This is a genomic window from Mycobacteroides sp. H003 (assembly GCF_001440135.1).
In the GTDB taxonomy this organism is placed as follows: domain Bacteria; phylum Actinomycetota; class Actinomycetes; order Mycobacteriales; family Mycobacteriaceae; genus Mycobacterium; species Mycobacterium gwanakae.
The window spans coordinates 410,448-428,060 of the sequence record NZ_LJYL01000010.1 but is presented as its reverse complement, the minus strand read 5'-3'; the positions used below and the strand labels follow the sequence as shown (position 1 = coordinate 428,060).

The 17,613-nt window shown below is 62.0% G+C and carries 13 protein-coding genes and 35 tRNA genes; 2 read left to right on the top strand and 46 right to left on the bottom strand.

The features are described 5' to 3' along the window. Nucleotides 1-38 precede the first annotated feature (38 nt). The gene (locus AOT87_RS08180; protein ID WP_052568986.1) at nt 39-1,265 is read left to right on the top strand and encodes a helix-turn-helix domain-containing protein; all 1,227 of its coding nucleotides are present in this window, start codon (nt 39-41) and stop codon (nt 1,263-1,265) included. Nucleotides 1,266-1,388: 123 nt separating this feature from the next. Beyond that, complete coding sequence (locus tag AOT87_RS08175) at nt 1,389-2,132, top strand: hypothetical protein (protein WP_236739329.1); 744 nt, start codon at nt 1,389-1,391, stop codon at nt 2,130-2,132. Between the two features lie 314 nt (nt 2,133-2,446). On the opposite strand, the gene AOT87_RS08170 is transcribed toward AOT87_RS08175, so the two are convergent. The 46 genes from AOT87_RS08170 to AOT87_RS07950 form a co-directional block, all read right to left on the bottom strand. Next, nucleotides 2,447-3,124: a hypothetical protein gene (locus AOT87_RS08170; protein ID WP_131727299.1), complete on the bottom strand. Its 678-nt coding sequence runs from the start codon at nt 3,122-3,124 to the stop codon at nt 2,447-2,449. Between the two features lie 196 nt (nt 3,125-3,320). Continuing rightward, complete coding sequence (locus AOT87_RS08165) at nt 3,321-3,722, bottom strand: hypothetical protein (protein WP_049233104.1); 402 nt, start codon at nt 3,720-3,722, stop codon at nt 3,321-3,323. Between the two features lie 361 nt (nt 3,723-4,083). Beyond that, nucleotides 4,084-4,168: transfer RNA gene (locus tag AOT87_RS08155), tRNA-Ser, on the bottom strand. 45 nt (nt 4,169-4,213) lie between these two features. Next, on the bottom strand, nt 4,214-4,849 hold the full coding sequence (locus tag AOT87_RS08150; RefSeq protein ID WP_052568977.1) for a helix-turn-helix transcriptional regulator: 636 nt from the start codon (nt 4,847-4,849) through the stop codon (nt 4,214-4,216). Nucleotides 4,850-4,927: 78 nt separating this feature from the next. Continuing rightward, nucleotides 4,928-5,001 (bottom strand) — tRNA-Pro (locus AOT87_RS08145). A 26-nt stretch (nt 5,002-5,027) separates the two neighbouring features. Then, nucleotides 5,028-5,101 (bottom strand) — tRNA-Thr (locus AOT87_RS08140). 22 nt (nt 5,102-5,123) lie between these two features. Further along, a tRNA-Cys gene (locus AOT87_RS08135) sits at nt 5,124-5,197 on the bottom strand. Between the two features lie 42 nt (nt 5,198-5,239). Next, the gene (locus AOT87_RS08130; RefSeq protein WP_052568975.1) at nt 5,240-5,479 is read right to left on the bottom strand and encodes a hypothetical protein; all 240 of its coding nucleotides are present in this window, start codon (nt 5,477-5,479) and stop codon (nt 5,240-5,242) included. A gap of 138 nt (nt 5,480-5,617) precedes the next feature. Then, nucleotides 5,618-6,805 (bottom strand): IS30 family transposase, encoded by a 1,188-nt coding sequence (locus AOT87_RS08125; protein WP_046191195.1) that lies wholly within the window; start codon nt 6,803-6,805, stop codon nt 5,618-5,620. A 506-nt stretch (nt 6,806-7,311) separates the two neighbouring features. Beyond that, nucleotides 7,312-8,502, bottom strand: a complete 1,191-nt coding sequence (locus AOT87_RS27680; RefSeq protein WP_082635007.1) for an RtcB family protein — start codon at nt 8,500-8,502, stop codon at nt 7,312-7,314. 46 nt (nt 8,503-8,548) lie between these two features. Next, nucleotides 8,549-8,626: transfer RNA gene (locus AOT87_RS08120), tRNA-Pro, on the bottom strand. Between the two features lie 22 nt (nt 8,627-8,648). Next, a tRNA-Arg gene (locus tag AOT87_RS08115) sits at nt 8,649-8,721 on the bottom strand. 124 nt (nt 8,722-8,845) lie between these two features. Continuing rightward, entirely contained in the window at nt 8,846-9,094 is a 249-nt protein-coding gene (locus tag AOT87_RS27675; RefSeq protein WP_234809230.1) for a hypothetical protein, read from the bottom strand. 60 nt (nt 9,095-9,154) lie between these two features. Beyond that, nucleotides 9,155-9,229, bottom strand: a tRNA-His gene (locus tag AOT87_RS08110). Between the two features lie 250 nt (nt 9,230-9,479). Beyond that, a tRNA-Ile gene (locus tag AOT87_RS08105) sits at nt 9,480-9,553 on the bottom strand. Between the two features lie 297 nt (nt 9,554-9,850). Further along, nucleotides 9,851-9,925, bottom strand: a tRNA-Met gene (locus tag AOT87_RS08095). Between the two features lie 388 nt (nt 9,926-10,313). Then, complete coding sequence (locus tag AOT87_RS08090) at nt 10,314-10,559, bottom strand: hypothetical protein (protein ID WP_057969897.1); 246 nt, start codon at nt 10,557-10,559, stop codon at nt 10,314-10,316. A 2-nt stretch (nt 10,560-10,561) separates the two neighbouring features. Then, the gene (locus AOT87_RS27670) at nt 10,562-11,170 is read right to left on the bottom strand and encodes a hypothetical protein (protein ID WP_082635005.1); all 609 of its coding nucleotides are present in this window, start codon (nt 11,168-11,170) and stop codon (nt 10,562-10,564) included. Between the two features lie 28 nt (nt 11,171-11,198). Next, nucleotides 11,199-11,274, bottom strand: a tRNA-Arg gene (locus AOT87_RS08085). Between the two features lie 174 nt (nt 11,275-11,448). Beyond that, nucleotides 11,449-11,521 (bottom strand) — tRNA-Glu (locus AOT87_RS08080). A 66-nt stretch (nt 11,522-11,587) separates the two neighbouring features. Beyond that, nucleotides 11,588-11,660, bottom strand: a tRNA-Trp gene (locus AOT87_RS08075). 129 nt (nt 11,661-11,789) lie between these two features. Further along, nucleotides 11,790-11,868 (bottom strand) — tRNA-Lys (locus tag AOT87_RS08070). Between the two features lie 4 nt (nt 11,869-11,872). Continuing rightward, nucleotides 11,873-11,945: transfer RNA gene (locus AOT87_RS08065), tRNA-Arg, on the bottom strand. A gap of 14 nt (nt 11,946-11,959) precedes the next feature. After that, nucleotides 11,960-12,033, bottom strand: a tRNA-Pro gene (locus AOT87_RS08060). Nucleotides 12,034-12,064: 31 nt separating this feature from the next. Further along, nucleotides 12,065-12,145: transfer RNA gene (locus tag AOT87_RS08055), tRNA-Tyr, on the bottom strand. Nucleotide 12,146: 1 nt separating this feature from the next. Next, a tRNA-Val gene (locus AOT87_RS08050) sits at nt 12,147-12,223 on the bottom strand. 25 nt (nt 12,224-12,248) lie between these two features. Then, a tRNA-Asp gene (locus AOT87_RS08045) sits at nt 12,249-12,322 on the bottom strand. A 20-nt stretch (nt 12,323-12,342) separates the two neighbouring features. Then, nucleotides 12,343-12,419: transfer RNA gene (locus AOT87_RS08040), tRNA-Ile, on the bottom strand. Nucleotides 12,420-12,449: 30 nt separating this feature from the next. Beyond that, nucleotides 12,450-12,522 (bottom strand) — tRNA-Arg (locus AOT87_RS08035). Between the two features lies 1 nt (nt 12,523). After that, nucleotides 12,524-12,611 (bottom strand) — tRNA-Leu (locus AOT87_RS08030). A gap of 6 nt (nt 12,612-12,617) precedes the next feature. Further along, nucleotides 12,618-12,690 (bottom strand) — tRNA-Phe (locus tag AOT87_RS08025). Between the two features lie 137 nt (nt 12,691-12,827). Further along, nucleotides 12,828-12,898, bottom strand: a tRNA-Glu gene (locus tag AOT87_RS08020). A 44-nt stretch (nt 12,899-12,942) separates the two neighbouring features. Beyond that, nucleotides 12,943-13,410, bottom strand: a complete 468-nt coding sequence (locus tag AOT87_RS08015; protein ID WP_052524998.1) for an HNH endonuclease — start codon at nt 13,408-13,410, stop codon at nt 12,943-12,945. A gap of 56 nt (nt 13,411-13,466) precedes the next feature. Further along, a tRNA-Ala gene (locus AOT87_RS08010) sits at nt 13,467-13,537 on the bottom strand. Between the two features lie 12 nt (nt 13,538-13,549). After that, nucleotides 13,550-13,624, bottom strand: a tRNA-Asn gene (locus AOT87_RS08005). Nucleotides 13,625-13,921: 297 nt separating this feature from the next. Next, nucleotides 13,922-13,997, bottom strand: a tRNA-Gln gene (locus AOT87_RS08000). A 412-nt stretch (nt 13,998-14,409) separates the two neighbouring features. Then, nucleotides 14,410-14,483: transfer RNA gene (locus AOT87_RS07995), tRNA-Leu, on the bottom strand. 134 nt (nt 14,484-14,617) lie between these two features. Beyond that, a tRNA-Gly gene (locus tag AOT87_RS07990) sits at nt 14,618-14,693 on the bottom strand. Between the two features lie 140 nt (nt 14,694-14,833). Next, nucleotides 14,834-14,908, bottom strand: a tRNA-Thr gene (locus AOT87_RS07985). A 20-nt stretch (nt 14,909-14,928) separates the two neighbouring features. Then, nucleotides 14,929-15,005, bottom strand: a tRNA-Thr gene (locus tag AOT87_RS07980). Between the two features lie 113 nt (nt 15,006-15,118). After that, nucleotides 15,119-15,190 (bottom strand) — tRNA-Gln (locus tag AOT87_RS07975). A gap of 26 nt (nt 15,191-15,216) precedes the next feature. Next, nucleotides 15,217-15,288 (bottom strand) — tRNA-Gln (locus tag AOT87_RS07970). An 18-nt stretch (nt 15,289-15,306) separates the two neighbouring features. Continuing rightward, a tRNA-Leu gene (locus tag AOT87_RS07965) sits at nt 15,307-15,391 on the bottom strand. 153 nt (nt 15,392-15,544) lie between these two features. After that, a tRNA-Gly gene (locus AOT87_RS07960) sits at nt 15,545-15,616 on the bottom strand. A 490-nt stretch (nt 15,617-16,106) separates the two neighbouring features. Next, nucleotides 16,107-16,180 (bottom strand) — tRNA-Lys (locus tag AOT87_RS07955). A 936-nt stretch (nt 16,181-17,116) separates the two neighbouring features. Beyond that, nucleotides 17,117-17,392: a helix-turn-helix transcriptional regulator gene (locus tag AOT87_RS07950; protein WP_005102200.1), complete on the bottom strand. Its 276-nt coding sequence runs from the start codon at nt 17,390-17,392 to the stop codon at nt 17,117-17,119. Between the last annotated feature and the right edge of the window lie 221 nt (nt 17,393-17,613).

The window sequence follows — 17,613 nt, the reverse complement described above, 5'->3', positions numbered from 1 at the left end:
GTTGACCGTTTGGAATCAGTGCGCGTACGCTACCTCAAGTGACCAAGGATGATGTGTGGCGCATCGGACGCGCCTTGGAGGCGGCGCGAACGGCGAAGAACTGGAGCCTTGTCGATCTGGCGGAGCGGTCCGGAGTTACGCGCCAGTCCATCTCCAAGATCGAGGCCGGGCATCCACGCGGCGAAATAGGAATCGTCGCTGACATCGCCGACGCACTTGGTCTCCAGCTGACGGTTCAGGAGAGAAGGGGTGATCGTATGGGCCTGATCGAGAAATTCCGCGGAAATAGCGACCGTACGAGCCGTGAGGCGGTGCTCGCCCGCGGAATTTACGGCGAACGGCTGCCGCGCCAGCTCCCTGACGGTCTCGTCGAAGCCCGGGCAGCTCACCTCATCCGGCAGTACGCGGCTCTACTCGCCAATGGCGGTTCAATCTTGTTCTCTGACATACCATCTCAGATACGCGAGATTTTAGAGGAGCGCGACCCCGCGTCCCCGGCATTGCTTGAACTATGCGAGTATTCACCTGCCTATCTGAGGGTGCGGCTTGAGATGGAACATCCGCGTTGGTCCAGGCCGATCTTGGGGGAAGACCACACGCGAGGCCAGCTGGCGCGGATTGTGGCTAAGTACGGCAGCAATCCCACACCGGATGAGCGCGGCCGCCTTATTCGCCCGCCGCGGAAGCTGCGTTCATCAACTGCCGGCGGCGTCGGCTTATTCACTGAAGCCGATCGTGCCTTGTCAGCACTCAAGCCCGAGACCGCGCAGCGCATCGCCAACGCCGTAAGCCGCGAACTTTGGGGACGCTGGATCGTTCAAGACCTCAGGGTGTATGCCTTCCCGCACGAACATCGCCACCGCGCCACCCAATACCTCGTGGCCAATGCCGACGGAGGTCGCGGACGCTATCGGGGTAAGCCAGCGTTCGAAGCTTTCTTCAATTGGCCCGAAGACGAAACCACGTTGACTGTCGATAAAGCACATGAACTGTCTCTGCGCCACGCATTAGTAGACATCAACAAGCAGCTGGCAGATGTCTACGGGGAACCGTGGGCTGACAGCATGTGGAGCTTCGGTCAATCGCTAGATGTGCTAACCCTCAACGCTACGATCGCCATCTTGTCGAAGGAAGTAGCCTCTGACCCGGGAGAAGAGTACGAGCGGGCGCTCACCGCCCTGATACGGGCCGGAAACCCCACAGACAGTGCCGTACGTACTGCGGTGATTAACGCCGCCCGACGAGTAAGAACGCCATCTCCTTGACCGCAGCGCCGCCATCTGGCTCACATGCCCGCGCCGCTGTCGGGACTCCTGGTGCACAAGGGATAACTTCCGCCGCGACCCCACGCAGGGGACAGCGACAAGGGAGAAGCAACTGTGCGTGAGATGTGGGAACTGCCCGGACTGACTCTGAAGCAGAAGGCCGCACGTAGCGGGCTAGTGATCGCGCTCGTGTGGGCGCTGGCAGCTGTGCCGCTCGTCGCCTGGCTGGTGCTGCGAGATCCGGTGCTACCACCACCCCCGCCCGAACGTGAGCTGTCCGTGATGGAGCTTGCCGCGGTAGCCGACGCACGCTCCGAGCTCAGCAACGGCTATGTCCACGTCGAGAGCCAGGTGACCACCGCGGTGGCCCGCTTCGAAGTGACCGAGACCGTCCAGGCCGCCACCGGCGACTCGATCGGCAAGGTGCGATCCGGAGCGGAATCGGCGGACCTGCTGGTCGCGGCGAACTTGGTGTACCTGCGTGGAAACTCCTCGTTCTGGGCCTCGATCGGTGTACCGACCGCTTTCGAGGGATGGGTGAACGTCGGAGCGCTGTTCGGCGACATCGCCTTCCCGTTGCGCACCGCGACAGCCGCGCTGCTGCCCGGCCCGCAGGCTCGCGTGGAGAACACAGTTCCCGGCAGCACCCAGACCGTGTATCGCGCCGAGAAGGCGACTGCGGTGTTCACCGCAGCTGGGGTCATTTCGATCACGCTCAATGGGCGCACCGCCAAGATCACTTCTGGTGCTGCCGATGTGGCCGGCCCTATCGCTGGTGCGCGCGCCGAAACGGCCGGGGGCGGAAGGCTCATCGGGTCGTCGGGAGCGTGGACCGTCGCTGAGCCTGCTCCGCCAGCGCCCAAGTAGCGGACACGGACAGAGCTCCAGCGTGGTGCGCGGCATTGTCGCCGGCGACTGCGATACTGACTCACCGTGAGCGAACCCACCCCAGTGCGCACTCGTGAAACGCCGAAACGTCGCGGTGTCACGCTCGCGGACATTACGTCGATGGTTCGACTTCCGGGGCGTCCGGCCACGTTTGTCACGTACACCGCAGATGAAGAAGATGCCGCACGCGAGCAGACCGAACGCGAAGGCGGCGAATACATTCCATTGCCGGTTCCGGACCCTGTGTGGGACTGGGAGACTGGCCGGCCTTCAGGCTCAGCTGGATAATTCCGTCAGCTAAGGGGCTGTTCGTTCATCCAATACTCGGGCAGGAACTCGTATCTGCCATGTTGGATTTCGGCCCTGAACCGTCCAAGAATCGGATGGTCTTGAGGCCATCTCGAAATTTGCTCGTTGTACCACCCGCGCCAATTGACATTTACACCTCCGGCGGATAGTCCTGCCAGGTAAGAGCCGGTCAGGCTGGTCCTCTGGCCGATGTAGGTCCACTCGCGGGTGCGGCGGGTGTCATCTCCGCGATTGTCGTGCGGGGACACCGTGTCGAGTATTTTCTCGGCCAATATGCCGGTTAGTGCCAAGGGCCCGACCATGTCGGCATCGCGCATGGAGTTCAAGTGGATCTGAGCTTGGTTCACATAATCGAGTGCAAGTGTCTTGTGCGCAACGGCATACCAGCTATCGAGAGACCTCCGCCATGGTGCCTGATTCGGTTCCCACGGCATGAGCGGCAAGTTCTGCAACTCTGCAATGGCTGTTGATTCTGCGTCCGCCTGCACCCCCGTAGCAGCGAATTGGGCTGATGTTGACTGCAGGTTGGAACGCCAATTCGGGTCGAGCCGTCCGAAACGCGCCTGGCGCAGCTGCTCCATGAGATGTCGACAGCGTGAAGCCACGTAACTGTAGTTGGAAATCCTGTTATTGAAGTCCCCCGCGGACCATGCAGCAGTCATGGCAAGACGGTACGGGCACGGTAGCTGGCGAACAAGAACCCCAGAGTGTGTGATGTCGCGCGGAGCCGGAGGGACTCGAAACCTCCTCGACCCTCCAGAAACTGGCGGTTGCTTGCCGATACGTGTTTCGTTCGGGTGTAGACAGGTGGTGTTCAGTGCCGAAAATGCGCGAAGATGCGGTGTGTTGTTGCCGGCGTCAACGCCGGTCAGCATCGGGCCGAGAGTTGCTACCGCCTCGCTGGGCATTGGGATCATGGGTGGTTTCTTGTGGCGCTCTGGCCCGCCGTACAAGTCGAGTGGCGGTGACCAACCCGAGTCGGGGATCAGCTGCTCGCATCGCCTTCACCGCGCTGACTTGATCATGATGACCTGCGATCACATCCTGCACCTTGGCGTCGGTCCATTCAGCGGCCAGCTGTTCTTGTTCGGCGGCGGTTCTCTCCGAGTTCCGGTTGTCGTACACCCACCACAGACCCACCGGCAGCGCCAAGACCCCGATCACAACACCGAACCAGTCATGATCAATGACGTTGGCCACGATTAGTATCTGCGCCCCGATGGCGGTGAGCCATGCCCAGTACCTTTCAAATCGACGCATTACTTGACCTTTGTCTCTGAGTGAATTGTTTGTCGTGTTCGTCAGTACGGCACTTGATGGGTCTCTGGGGCAGCAGGCGCAACAGCAATCTTGTCGGTACGGCGGCGATCCTCGACGGTGAACCCGTTATCGCGATCGTTCAGGATCTTGCGGCCGCAACGAAAGTACGGACGCTGCCCACTGTGCGCCCCAACCGCTCAGCAGCCAGCGGCGCCAGCACCGACGTATCCAACGCCAACGCCCGTTCCGCCTCAGGAAACGGTCGACCCATCACCGCCGTCCTCCGAGTCCCTTAGCCATGGGCCAAACAGTACGGGGAGGGTAGCTGGCGAACAAGAACCCCAAAGTGTGTGATGCCCCGCGGAGACGGAGGGACTCGAACCCTCGGCCGATATAGTCGACTACGCGCTAGCAACGCGCTGCATTCGCCGCTCTGCCACGTCTCCAAATTTGTTTTATCGCAATGCAATCGGATGTCATTGTTGCGCGCGTCAGGGCAACAGCTCGTGCACTGGCACGCTCAGTGCAGATGCGATGGCATACAACTTCTTGAGGTCTAATGACCGTCGTCCGGATTCGATGTCGGATACGCCCGACTGCATGACACCCAATACACCCGCTAGGGCGGCCTGCGGAAGTCCTTTATCGTTGCGCAGAGCGGCGATCTTGCGGCCCACGATTGCGTCGTAGTCCGGGGGATAGTCCCAGTCCCGCGCTGCTGCTTCTGCCGCTGCTACAGGGATCAGGGCCTCTGGCAACGGAGCGAGCACCCAGGCGCGTCGCCCAATGTCGCCGATCACGGACACCACACCGGCGACGGTGAAAACATGTGGATTGTCCAGGACCGCGCACAGCGCCTTGACAACGTTCGGCTGAAAAATGGTGACTTGGCTGTAGAGGCTGGCGGCATGGTTGTTGTCCTCTAGCACCGCTATATCGGCGACGATCGCCGTTGCTTTACCGTCGTGGCTCCATCGCGATGCGTAAACGTGTCTGGACAAGGGGCGGATCAGCACTGTGGCGTCGACCAAGCCGCGAAGGCTGAACACGTCGCCCGTATGCCAAGGCGCATCAGCCTCGCGGACGATATCGGTGGGGTGCGCGATGCTCGTGTCGGGGTAGGTCATGTCCACTCCTGCGGTATCTGTTTGACAGATACTATCATCTATCCAAAAGATACTGCCAGGTAGTGTGCAAAACCAACGTCGGGGTAGACGGATTTGAACCGCCGGTCTCCTCGTCCCGAACGAGGCGGATTGCCAAGCTTTCCCATACCCCGAATCAGACACTGCACGTGTCCGTTTGAGCCCTCAACCGGAATCGAACCGGTGACCTGCTCATTACGAGTGAGCCGCTCTGGCCAACTGAGCTATGGGGGCGCTGCTGGCGGGTGGACCAGTGTGGAGTCTCCGGCCGGACTTGAACCGGCGTAGACGGCTTTGCAGGCCGCTGCCTAACCACTCGGCCACGGAGACAGAACCCGCGCTAGCGGGGGTGGAGCTGGGCCAGCTCAATGTTCAAGTTGGGAAGTGTTGCCGAAGGCTAAGTGTCAGACCTTTTTGGCTGAGCCTGGGGCCAAGACTGTCGAGCCAACGCATATCGGCGTCCAACATCTCCTGAAGCTCTTCCGCACTAGCTTCGGCTCGCGTAGCTTGCCGCTTCTCGCGTGCGGCCTTCATCGCACGCTTCTCGCTCGCGGTGTGATAGGAGGACTTGAGTCGGTTGTTCTGCTGCTCAAGTTTCTTGAGGGCCGCCATTGATCGACCAACGGGTTTCCGCATTCTTGTCTCCGCACATTGAAGTGATTCCGTGCCCACGCTGGTACACGGCGTGGTGGCACAGCACACAACTCGTCAGTTGGACTGTTGAGCTAGTTGTCCGGGGGTGGGTTCTAGTCAACGTTGCAACACTGATGGACTGCTTGACGCTAGCAGGGCCGCGAATAGATCCGCGGGGCAACGGTCTTGGAGGACCATCCGGGGACGTTGATTGAGTTCCTCCTCGACTGCCAACAGGTGCTCCAGCGAATAGTTGGCGAGGGTGACGCCCTTGGGAAAGTAGTCACGCAGCAGCCCATTCGTGTTCTCGTTGGTGCCCCGCTGCCACGGTGATCGAGAGTCGCAGAAGTACACCGGCGCCCCGAGCTTGTCGGCAGTCGCGAGATGGCGGGCCATCTCGGTGCCCTGGTCCCAGGTTATCGATCGCATCAGCTCCGGCGGCAGGTCCTGCATCCGGTCGACCAGAGCGGTGTGCAGCGAGTCAGAATCCGCGCGAGGCAGATGCACCAGGCGCAGTGTCCGGGTCTGGCGTTCGACCAGCGTGCCGATCGCTGAGAGGTGGTTGTCACCGATGATGAGGTCGCCCTCCCAATGTCCGGCTTGGGACCGGTCAACGGGTGGGAAAGGGCGGTCGTGGATGGTGAGCATGGGCTGCTGGAATCGCGGTCGGCGGCGCCGCTGGCACTGATGGGCGCGGCGGTGATCTCGGCCGGTACGCAGCGGCGAACGCCGATGCGGTGCCAATCGCGTAGGTCGCAGGAAACGTGAATTCGGTTGGTAGACAGCCTGATAGATACTTTCATGACACAACCACATCGACCGATCTCCAGGGAAAAGCACCCGGAGGTGGCGGCTGATCTGCTGCGGGCTCCACCGCCGACCAAGCAGCTCAGCGACCAGGACACCGAGCTGTTCATTGGTGTCGACCCGTCGTCGGTGATGACGTGCTCGGCGCACGGTAGCCCGCCGATGAGCCTCGAAGGGTTGATATCCGCGACCGGCCGGCGCGGCGTTGCGCCCGAGCTCGCGCGAGATGGTCGAGGGCGCACGCCCGAGCTTGTCGGCAATGGCGCGCATGCTCAGCCCAGCACGGCACAGATCAGCGATCTCAATGCGTTCGTCCTGGGACAGGTAGCGAGCGCTGATCTGACGTACGGCCAGCGGATCCAGTGGCGGGACGAACCCGACCACGACGCCGTTTCGGTAGGTCTTATGACCGCTGGCCCAGCTGGTCCCGGACGACCGCGATACGCCGACTTCACGGGCCGCGGCACGGACGCTCCACCCGCGGGCCCGCAACTCCATGAACCTTTGACGCTTGGCCGACAGCGGACGACGCCCCGGCCCCTTCTTCACCCGACGCGACGATGCCAACACAACCTCCAGAATCTAGAGTGTTGCGACGACGCCTCGAAACCACCGGGTTGAGAGCTTGTCTGCTGCATGTCGGCGCCCCTGCTCGAATCCACGCAACGAATCTCCGTGCGAACCACTCCGGATCAGAAGCGATCTCCGCGGTGTGCAACATCCGTCCCCGCTCGCCGATCTCCCGGAAGACATCCATAACTGAAGCATTGGCCGGGTCGTTGACATAGTCCCCGAGCTCTTCGATGACCTTGTTGCTGGATGGCATATTCACGATCGGCTCTCCTGTCGTGGGTCTGCATCAGATGACGAGGCACGCGCCTGTGCTTGTCACAACGGTGCCATGCCGCCGCACTGTCGCCAAGCACGAGGTACGACACGCTGGCATCGACGTGCCGCACCTCGCGCATGCTGTCTCAACCCATCAGGGGTTTCCGCTATGCGACTTAGCCCTTCACACAGAGGATGGTGCGCAGGTGCGCCACTACGGCGACGAGGTTGTCCTGAGCGGCGATGACACCGTGGATGTCCTTGTAGGCCCCGGGAATCTCGTCGACGACACCAGCGTCCTTTCGGCACTCGATGCCGGCGGTCTGTTCTGCCAGATCCTCGACGGTGAATGTCCGTTTGGCGGCGGAGCGGCTCATCTTGCGACCCGCCCCGTGCGAGGCTGAGAACAACGACTCAGGGTTACCCAAACCGCGCACCACGTACGAGCCCGTACCCATGCTGCCGGGGATCAGCGCCAGTTCGTCAGATCCTGCGCGAATAGCCCCCTTGCGGGTGACGATGAACTCCTCACCGCCAACAGTCTCGCGGCGCACGTAGTTGTGGTGCACGTTGATCTCGTCGGTGAACCGCACTCCTGCGAAGGCCTCACTGAGTACGGTGCGGAACAGCGCCATCATCACCTGCCGCGACAGCGCGGCGTACTGCTGCGCCCACGTCAGGTCGTAGAGGTAAGCGTCCATCTCCGGGGTGTTCGCGTAGAAGAACGCCAGGTCTCGATCCGGTAGATCTGCGTTGTGCGGCAGGCCCTTTGCGACCGTGATGTGTCGCTCAGCCAGCTCCTTGCCGACGTTACGCGATCCTGAATGGAGGGTAAGCCATACGCGGTCCTCGCCGTCCAGGCACACCTCGAGGAAATGGTTGCCGCCACCGAGCGTGCCGAGCTGGCGCGGGGCACGACCACCGAACGGGTCAACGTTGGCGTGAATCGCCTTGGCCGACTGCCAGAGTCGATCGTGGTCAGCAGTACGCAGCCCGAGACGCTGGACGTTCACGGCCCGCTCGTGCGAGTTGAATCCGACCGGAATCGCTGCCTCCACCGCGGAGCGCAGCCCGGACAGATCATCCGGGAGATCGTGGGCTGAAAGAGACGTTCGGACGCCGCAGACACCACAACCGATATCGACGCCGACCGCCGAGGGGGAGACCGCATCTCGCATCGCGATGACGGATCCGACCGTGGCGCCCTTGCCCAAGTGGACATCTGGCATCACTGCCACCTTAGCAACCGGCCCGAGAGCGGCGATGTTGCGCAACTGGTTCAGGGCGGCCGGCTCGATCTCATGCTCGTACGCCCAGAGTGCGACGTTGTCTGCCCCGCGCATCGTGACGGGGAATTGTGTGCTCACGGCTCCTCCCTTCGTGTGTTTTCGCGCGACGGGCTTTCCGCCACGGTGGTCGGGCTGGCGCGATTCGAACGCGCGATTTCCTGGCCCCCAGCCAGGCGGATTGACCAAACTTTCCCACAGCCCGTGGATCTTTCGAAGCTTGTCGGTGCCCCCGGCCGGATTCGAACCGGCAACCATCGGAGTAGAAAACCGGTGCGCTATCCATTGCGCCACGGAGGCATGTTCGTGCAGAACTGTCATGTTGAGCTGGAGATTGTCACCAGGGCCACCCAGCAGCACTGCGCCCGATCCTCGCCTAGCGCACTAACCCTGGTCGTTACCGCGAGGTCGACAACGTTCAGCATCAGGTTCCGTCCAGCCCGCAACCCGTGCAGAGGAGAAGCTGCCCGTCGAGAACCCAAACTGTGTCGAGGTGGCCCGCAATGCACTTCTCTGGGGTATTCGGCCAGCTGAAACCGGGCAGGTGCGCTACTCGTCGCCCGGGTGCGATGTAGTCCTGGTCCGGACCGTGATGCTCAGGAAGCCGCGGATCCCATGACCCGCCAGCCGCGGCAAGACGAAGGTCGAGTGGGTCATTACGAGTGTCACTCATGTCGACGATGTTGGGCCGCGGCACCGCGTCCGGACGAACGCGACGCGGTGCCGCAGCCGATGGGGCGACGTGTCGGGATCGAACCGACGACTACCGGTTCCACAAACCGGGGCTCTACCGCTGAGCTAACGACGCCATGTCGAGCCGGGGGACAGGCCCAGCCCGGGCCGCTATCTGCGCGCCGTCTGTCCACAGTCACGCAGGCGGAGCCATCCGCACCCGGCATCTCAGCCGAGCGGTTCCCTTCCAGTTGTGAGCCGGTTGGGTTGCGCGGAAGGTAGAGGTGTCGATCCCCACCGCTGATGCGGCCACCCGCTTTCAAGGCGGGGTGCGGCGCCGGCCGCGTACCTTCCAAATGCGCCGTTCCGGCTGGAATGGCGCGTCGTAGCTGTGGCGGGACTCGAACCCGCGACTACCGAATTATGAGTTCGGGGCTCTTGCCAACTGAGCTACACAGCAATGATTTTTCCGCAGTGCTGGCCGGGGGTCTCACCAGATCGCGTAGCAGGATCGTCCACACATCAGGCAACGCCATATCGAGCGCTCGATGTTTACGCAATTCATTGCGCCGTGATCGATGCATGCAGGCTTTCCGTCGTCAGCCAACCCGACCTGCGCGGCGGACACGTCACGTAGTGACCAATCTCCGCGATCCTGTTGCGTGGCAGGGTTGAAGCCCGGGCTGTCGACCATATCAATGATCCGCATTGATACACCTTTCACGGGCACAGCTCCAGCACATCGGTCCAAAGATTGTGGCGGAGGCAGGATTCGAACCTGCGACTTCGTGGTTATGAGCCACGCGGGCTGACCAAGCTGCCCTACTCCGCTCCTGCGCCTGACACCTCTGAATCGCAGCGGCGCACACTGCGGAGGTGGAGTGTCTACCGATCAGATCGGGATGCTGTTTCGGGCGGCGGAGTGGACATCGACGTCAGGAGAGCACGTCATCGCACCGCTGGAGTGTTCGGCCACTATGTAGCCGCTGGGGCAGCAGGCTGTTTGGTCTGGGAGGCAGCGCGGCCCCGCGCTGGCGAATGGAGCGAAGATCAACAAGGGTGCCGCCGCGATCACAGCGGTGACGCAGAGTTTCATATGCCCTCCAAGGTTCGGCGATTGGTGCGGTTCGAGCACTGGCATATAGCCTCTGCTGCAAGAACTCTCGAATCCACTGTGACCGCGCGACACGCCGACACCGCTAGTTGTCAGCTGGAGCCGTTCATCCGAACGCTCGGCGGGCATCGGCCTCGTTGTCGAATAACCGGCAGCCCCACAAGGTCCAGGAACCGTTCTCGTGGTGAACGAGGTTTCCGTACATCGAATTTCGGTTCTTGGTCGCATTCCACAGTTCCACAGCAGAGTCGAATGACTCCGCGGCCCAGGTACCCAGTGAACGCGCGCGTCCATGCTCTCCGGTGGCGGCGTATCTCTCGCACCACAGGGTGTACAGGGTCATCGTCGGCATGGTTAATCCTCGCCTTTGCGATCGACATCAATGCCCAGCAGCGTGCGCAGAGCCTCAGCGTTACCCCGTGCGTCGTCGAGTGGATGGTGGGTGTGTCGTGTGCGGCGCAGACTCTTCCATGAGGAGTGATCAGCCCACTTCTGCCGAGTGCCTGCGTAGAAGTCACCGATGCGCCGCGACGAGTGGCCGAAAAAGACCTCACCCGTCCAGAGGTCAGTGAAGCAGTTCAGCCACATCGCGTCGTAGCCGTTGTTGTCGCTGACCAGTACCCGGCGTGGTAAACCGAATCCGTCGAGCCATGTGCGCAGTGCGCTAGCGACATCGGCCGGTTCCGAACCTGCCACCGAGTTTGCGACGTCCTTGCCGTCCATAATCCAGTACGCCTCGCTGATGTAGTCACCCCCGCCGTCGAGATCTGCAACAGGGATCGCGGGATTGTCCGGATGTGGATGGTTGCGGTAGGTGTGCCCGTAGAACGAAGTGCCCGAAACCAGATGGACCACGGCGAACTCCGTCATCACACCACTGAACGGTTTGCGCGAGGTGGCCTCGACGTCGACGATGAACACGGACCCGATTCCGGCCGGTAACAGGCGGGGAGAGCTGTCCACGGTTGCTGCTCCTTTGCGATTGATGCCATGGTGCCCCCGGACGTATTCGAACCGCCGGCCGTCGCGTTAGGACCGCGTCGCTCTGTCCTCTGAGCTACAGGGGCATATACGCGAGATCCCGTGCAGGTCACCTCTCGTCCGAGACTATGCGGCGTCGTGGAGATGCCTTCGCCAGGTGATAACGGGGGGTTGGCGTTGACACGGGATCTCGCGCATTCAGCTTGTTCGACGTCGGCGTCAAGGGCCAGCCAGGCGTCGCGACACGCCGAAAAATCGAGTAGCGCCGACGGGAATTGAACCCGCGCGTCCCGAGATGAAAGCCCGGGTGCCTAGCCATCACAGCACAGCGCCATGGACGAGACCGCGACTGTCGTCGCGACCTCTGGATCCGACCACCGTTCGATGGTCGGGTACTTGCACGCCCGGCAGGACTTGAACCTGCGTCTTCCGGTTTTGGAGACCGGCGTCTTAGCCGCTAGACCACGGACGCATAGGGGATAGATACCCGTAAAGCGGAAGACGGAGGCCCTGATCCCCATCGCCGAAGCGACCAACGGTGTTCGAAGCCGTGCGCGCGCCGGGCGCGTTCATCTTCCAAGATTCGGCCGGCGGTGCGGCCTGGTACCCCCAGCAGGATTTGAACCTGCGACCCTCCGATTAAAAGTCGGTGGCTCTGGACCAGACTGAGCTATGGAGGCGAAGTACCCACGCCGAGAGTTGAACTCGGGGCCTCCTGCTTCGGAGGCAGGCGCTCTATCCACTGAGCTACGCGGGCTGAAATCTTGTTTGTCGGGATGACACGATTTGAACGTGCGACCCTCTGCTCCCAAAGCAGATGCGCTACCAAGCTGCGCCACATCCCGTTTCGCGTCGTTGAGGCCGCCGCGGGCCCGGTGCCGGCAGAAGGAATTGAACCCACTCACCCGAAAGAACGGCTTTACAGGCCGCTGCGCCTCGCCTCTGCGCCGTGCCGGCATGGTAGTCCCGGAGGGATTCGAACCCCCGACAACCCTGGGTGTAAACCAGGTGCTCTTCCAACTGAGCTACGAGACTGAGACGGTGCCCAATGCACCGCTTGCGCCAGTGACGGGACTTGAACCCGCGGCCTCCACCTTGACAGGGTGGCGAGCTAACCAGCTGCTCTACACCGGCATTCGCGGCGGATTGCCGCGTGGTCGACCTGGATGGATTTGAACCAACTGCCTCCGCCTTATCAGGGCGGCGCTCTAACCAGATGAGCTACAGGTCGTTTTGAGATCTTCGGTCTTCTGGACCGTTGTACCGCGAGAGGGATTTGAACCCCCGGCCCCCTGCTTCGTAGGCAGGTGCTCTCTCCACTGAGCTACCGCGGCTTGGTGTCGATGACAGGAGTCGAACCTGCACACCCTGTAATGGGCGCCAGCCCCTCAAGCTGGTGCGTCTGCCGTTCCGCCACACCGACATTGCGTGGTCCCGGCCGGAATCGAACCGACCTCTCTTGGGCTTCAACCGAGCGCTTGAACCAGTTCAGCTTCGGGACCATGCTCTACTTGCCGATTCCTCGGCAGCGGTAGAGTTTTCGCCGATTCGCACGGCTCTCACATGACGCGCGGCACCACACCAACCAAGGCACACTGTCGGCCTGCGGGAATCAAACCGATTTCAACGCCACTCAACGTAGTCCGTGCGGGAATCGAACCCGCGTAACGGGACTGAGAATCCCGGGGCCTACCACTAACCGAACGGACCATGAAGCTCGTCTCTCCGAACCGTCACGGGTCTGTTCCCCGTCGTCAGATGTGCGCTGGCCGGAAAGGCTCGCGGATCAGCTTCATACCCGCTTCCTCCGGTGTACGGTCTGCCTTGCGGCCGTTGCACGGCTCGCACGCGCCTACCTGGTTCGTCCACGTTGACGGTGCGCCGCCGCGCGAACGCGGGAACACGTGATCGATCGTGGTGGCCTTGGCCCCACAGCCGACGTACTGGCACAGGTAGTTGTCCCTGCGCAGAATCTCGGCACGCGAGGCGAACTCCGGATCACGCCGGTAGGGGACAGGGGCGTACCGAGTCAGCAGAAGCGACTTGGGCACCTCCACCTCGGCGCTTGGCGAGCGGACGATGCGCGGGGGCACGTGCGCCTCCAGCGCGTATGCCACGTCACGTAGAAGCATGCCGACCGCGTCTTGCCAGCGTACGGTGTCGAGGAACGAATAGTCGGCGTTGAACACCCGCACGGAAGGCGCGGGCACGATCGTCGTCATGGCGCCGCGCCTCCTTTCCGTGTTGTGGGCGGGCCGGAATGGCGCGGATGCGCCCGTGGAGCTACGAGGAATCGAACCCCGATCAGAGCCGTGCAAAAGCCCTGTTCTACCGTTGAACTACAGCCCCAAATATGAAGCGCTAGCCCGGGAGGAGTCGAACCTCCAACTACGCGATTAACAGTCGCGCGCTCTGCCACAATTGAGCTACGAGCTATTGGTTATTTGGGGCTGAGATTAGGCCCCAAAGCAACGGTCTCTCATCGGATTATGGTTTCCCGATTTATCCATCCAGGTTCCCCTGGTAACCGTCACGCCGGGCTGCTTGCGGCAGCCACTCGTCATGCCACGATCTACTCCGCAGGTTTCGATTCGCACAGGGGGAGCTAACCCCTGTATTGCTCTACTGCCTCACGGACATCCGATCACCTTGCGAGTTCACGGTTGCCTCGATTCCCTGTGCAGGGCCGAGGATTACGGCGCTTTCGAGCCGTGGCAGGGAAAGTCTTTCGCTTGGATAAACACGCCGGATTTGAACCGGCGACCTACCGTTCCAGAAACGATTGCTCTGCCAATTGAGCTAGTGCTTGTGACTGAGGATGTGCTTTCCCGCGAAGTTCCGTAACCTTTTGAGCCACAGAATGCTTCACACCCTCGCGCTTGGCCGCCAAGCCGCTGCGCTCTTCGTCGTGCACCGATGCGCCCACCGGATTCCGAGGTCATGGGAACCGCCCTCGCCTGGCGAGCTCGGACTGGTGTTCCCCCGCACCCCGCTGGCAGTCCTCGTTCACGTGGCGGTGCCGGCGCTGCGTGGCGCCGGCGCGAAGGTGAGCACTCGCCGTCCCTTCTGTCGCCGAACTCGGACCGCTGTGGCACCCGGTTGCCCAGGTACTCCTTGCGGGAGCCGTGCATGGTGTGCCACATCCCCGTAGAGATGTGGCGGCGGGGTGTCACACCCACCTTTCCCGGAGTCACCTCCGGTTATCGAGCCATGCCTCGTTGTACCCCTCCCCGGATTCGAACCGGGAACCTTCGGCACCTGAAGCCGACGCCTCTGCCAGTTGGGCCAGAGGGGCATGTGTCCTGCCGCAGGGGTTACCTGCGCTCTGCGTCCGCCAACCTCAATCGGGCGGTACAGGGTCCACGCGAACCCTCCGTTGACGCCGGGGCCGGAACCAGCCCCCACACCTCCCGCGAAGGGGAGAAGTGCTGGAGTGGAAGACGGGATTCGAACCCGCGGCCTTCTCGTTGGCAACGAGACGCGCTACCAGCTGCGCTACATCCACAGACACCCACGCCTTTCGGCCAGCTGCAGCTGACTTGCTCGGTGCGGCTTAGCCAGCCAATGACCCCTGCGTGGGCAGAGGAGTGCCGAGTCTGACGGTTCCGCGTGCCGCTCGCGCAGCGGGCTGGTCACCGACAACCGTGGAGCCACCATCGGGGGTTGAACCCGAGACCTCTTTCTCACCAAGAAAGCGCTCTGCCACTGAGCTATGGCGGCAACACCCGAAGGCGCAGGAGAGCCCCAAGCCGGATTCGAACCGGCGACGGACACTGCTTACAAGGCAGCCGCTCTGGCCGGACTGAGCTATCAGGGCGTTGTGGCGGCGATCCTGGAATGGGGCCATAGCGTCGAACATGCTCCTGGAACGCCACCTGCGAAGACCACTGCCACGCGGGCGATTAACTCCGCACAGTGGAATTCGCGATGCTGCCCAGGGAGGATTCGAACCTCCACCGACCTGATCCAGAATCAGGAGTCCTGCCGTTAGACCACCGGGCAATGTGCGTTTCGGGTCCGCCGACCTGCTGCCTCGCCAGGGCTCGAACCTGAACTCCCGGAGCCAAAATCCAGTGGGCTGCCGATTACCCCACAAGGCATTGTTCATTCGGACGCGGTAGCCCTGGAGGGAATCGAACCCACACGTCCTGTCGGACACCGGAGTTTGAATCCGGCGCGGCTGCCATGTTTCGCCACAGGGCCAAGATGTTTGGAGAAGGTCGGCAGTGATCCGGTACCTGGCACCGACCAGCTGGCATCACCAGTTCCGCACCGCGGGCCGAAGCCAACGCGGGGAATCGAACCCCGTGGCGAAGGGACCGTCCTCTGTCCCTACCCACCGTCGTGGGCACCAAGAGCGAGCGACGGGAATCGAACCCGCATCATCAGATTGGAAGTCTGAGGTCGTAGCCATTGGACCACGCTCGCAGCGTCCCGGATTGTTGCGCCCGACGGGACCACTCGGTGTTCGGATTTCTAGCCTGCCGCCAGAACGAGGCGGCTCCTGCTCCGTCAAGGGCTGCATTATCGCCCCCGTGTCTGTCCACGGCGCCACACCGGTGTGCCGGTGTCCCTCTCTGATTCGACCCACTCGAAGGTGTCTTACCCTGCACCGTGCCGCTCACCGTCGGGTGCCCCTACTGGGTGAACGGGTTGTCGTTTCGCGGTGAGATGCCGCGCCGCTCCGCCTTGCGAAGGAGGAGTGGGATCGGAGCAATCGAGCCGTGGACGGTTGGCGGTATATCTCGCGCCTATCGGTGCCGCCGCGACACCCCAACCGGTTCTGACACCGGAAGAATTTGCGAGCGGGTAGGAGCCGATTGGTGGTCGGTTGCGGCACCTTGGCCGCGTACCCAGTACCCGGCACCACCCGCTGGTACGTGTGCGGTCTACTCCACCGCACGTCACGCTACGTACGTACGCCCCCGGGGTCTCGAACCCCGTACCCCCTGATTAAGAGTCAGGTGCTCTGGCCAGATGAGCTAGAGGCGCATATCCGTTTGGTTGCAATGGATTTGACACCAATCCAACCAAACGGAACTCATACCTGCTTCCTAACGGAAAGCTGGCATGAGGGCCGGGCGCATGGCGGCGCCCGGCGGACCGCCCCGACAGGAGGATTGAGGATGAGCATGCTCGACTGGCTGACCGGTCATTGACTCTCTTGGGAGCCCCGGGCGCCGAGACGGCTTGTTCATCGACCCTCGTGAGGGGCGGTGCATCACACACTTTGGAGTTTTCAAAGTCCTGGCAGGAGAACGCCTTAGCGTCCCGCGTGCGACAGCGAATCGAGCGATCTTCTCGTTCGTGCTGAACATGATGGTGCTACGGAATACGAGTCTTGTAAAGCACAGTTTATCTAAATCGGCTGTGCAGCAAGGTAATTCAAAGCGTGCTGAACTAAGGGAGTGTCAGCGGACATCCCTAGCAGCAGAAACGCAAATATTGAGATTTTTATGAGATTTGTTCCCTGGCCCTTGCTTCCGATCGGGGCGCTCGCCCACAGGGAGGGCGGATAGGTCATATCGGGGTGACCGGAAGCATCTGGGCTGGCCGAAATCGTGGCTCGTGGCCGTGGAGAGCTCTTGGGTCTTGATGACCGATTCCAGCCACGACAAAGCCGCCGGTGATGCTGTCTGCATCCCGGCAACTCGCTGGTCGAGGCGTATCAAAGTCACGAGCTGACGGTATCACTGGTCAGCGACATTGCCCAGCTAAATTCGGGGAGGTGAGGCGCTGCGTTTGGCCGCAGAGTGTGGTTTCAGCTGATCAGGCGGTGTAGCGTCTGGTCACCGCTAAAGATGTTGGTGCAATCGATGCGTTCTCGGTTATAGAGATATCGAACGAGATTGCAGGCGATTTAATTGGAACCATCGACGATGTGATCGGCGAGATTGGGTTAGTGCCGTGTTCCGGGGAATCGGACTGCTACGGGTTGAGAAGCTCTTTCCATGCTTCTGGGTCCCCGGTCGCTGCGAGCAGGATCGTTTCCGGCGGGCGTGAATAGGCGGCAGCGAGAGCCACGAGCTCGGTCACACGGCAGGGTCGCTCGCCGCGCTCGATGCGTGAAAGGACTCGCCAATCAAGGCCGGCGAGCGGGCCCGCGTCCTGCAACTCGAGCTGAGCCTTCCGGCGCGCCGCGTTGAGGGCGTCACCGACAGCTGAATCCTGTAGCTCGAACTTCCGCTGCGGAGAGACAGGCATAGGGTCCTTTCGGGGCCAGAAATTCTCTAATGCGGAGAATATCCCCTGGTAGCGCGCTAGCCAAGGGAACCACGCCAGGGACGTGACAACATCGTGATGTCTCTTGCTGTTATTCACACCTGGAGCAGCGAGGTCGCAGCTGGATCAATTCGCAGCAGATGCTGTGCCCAGGAGCCATGTCTGACCATGCAGAAGCGACCGGGCCTGGGGTCTACCCCCAG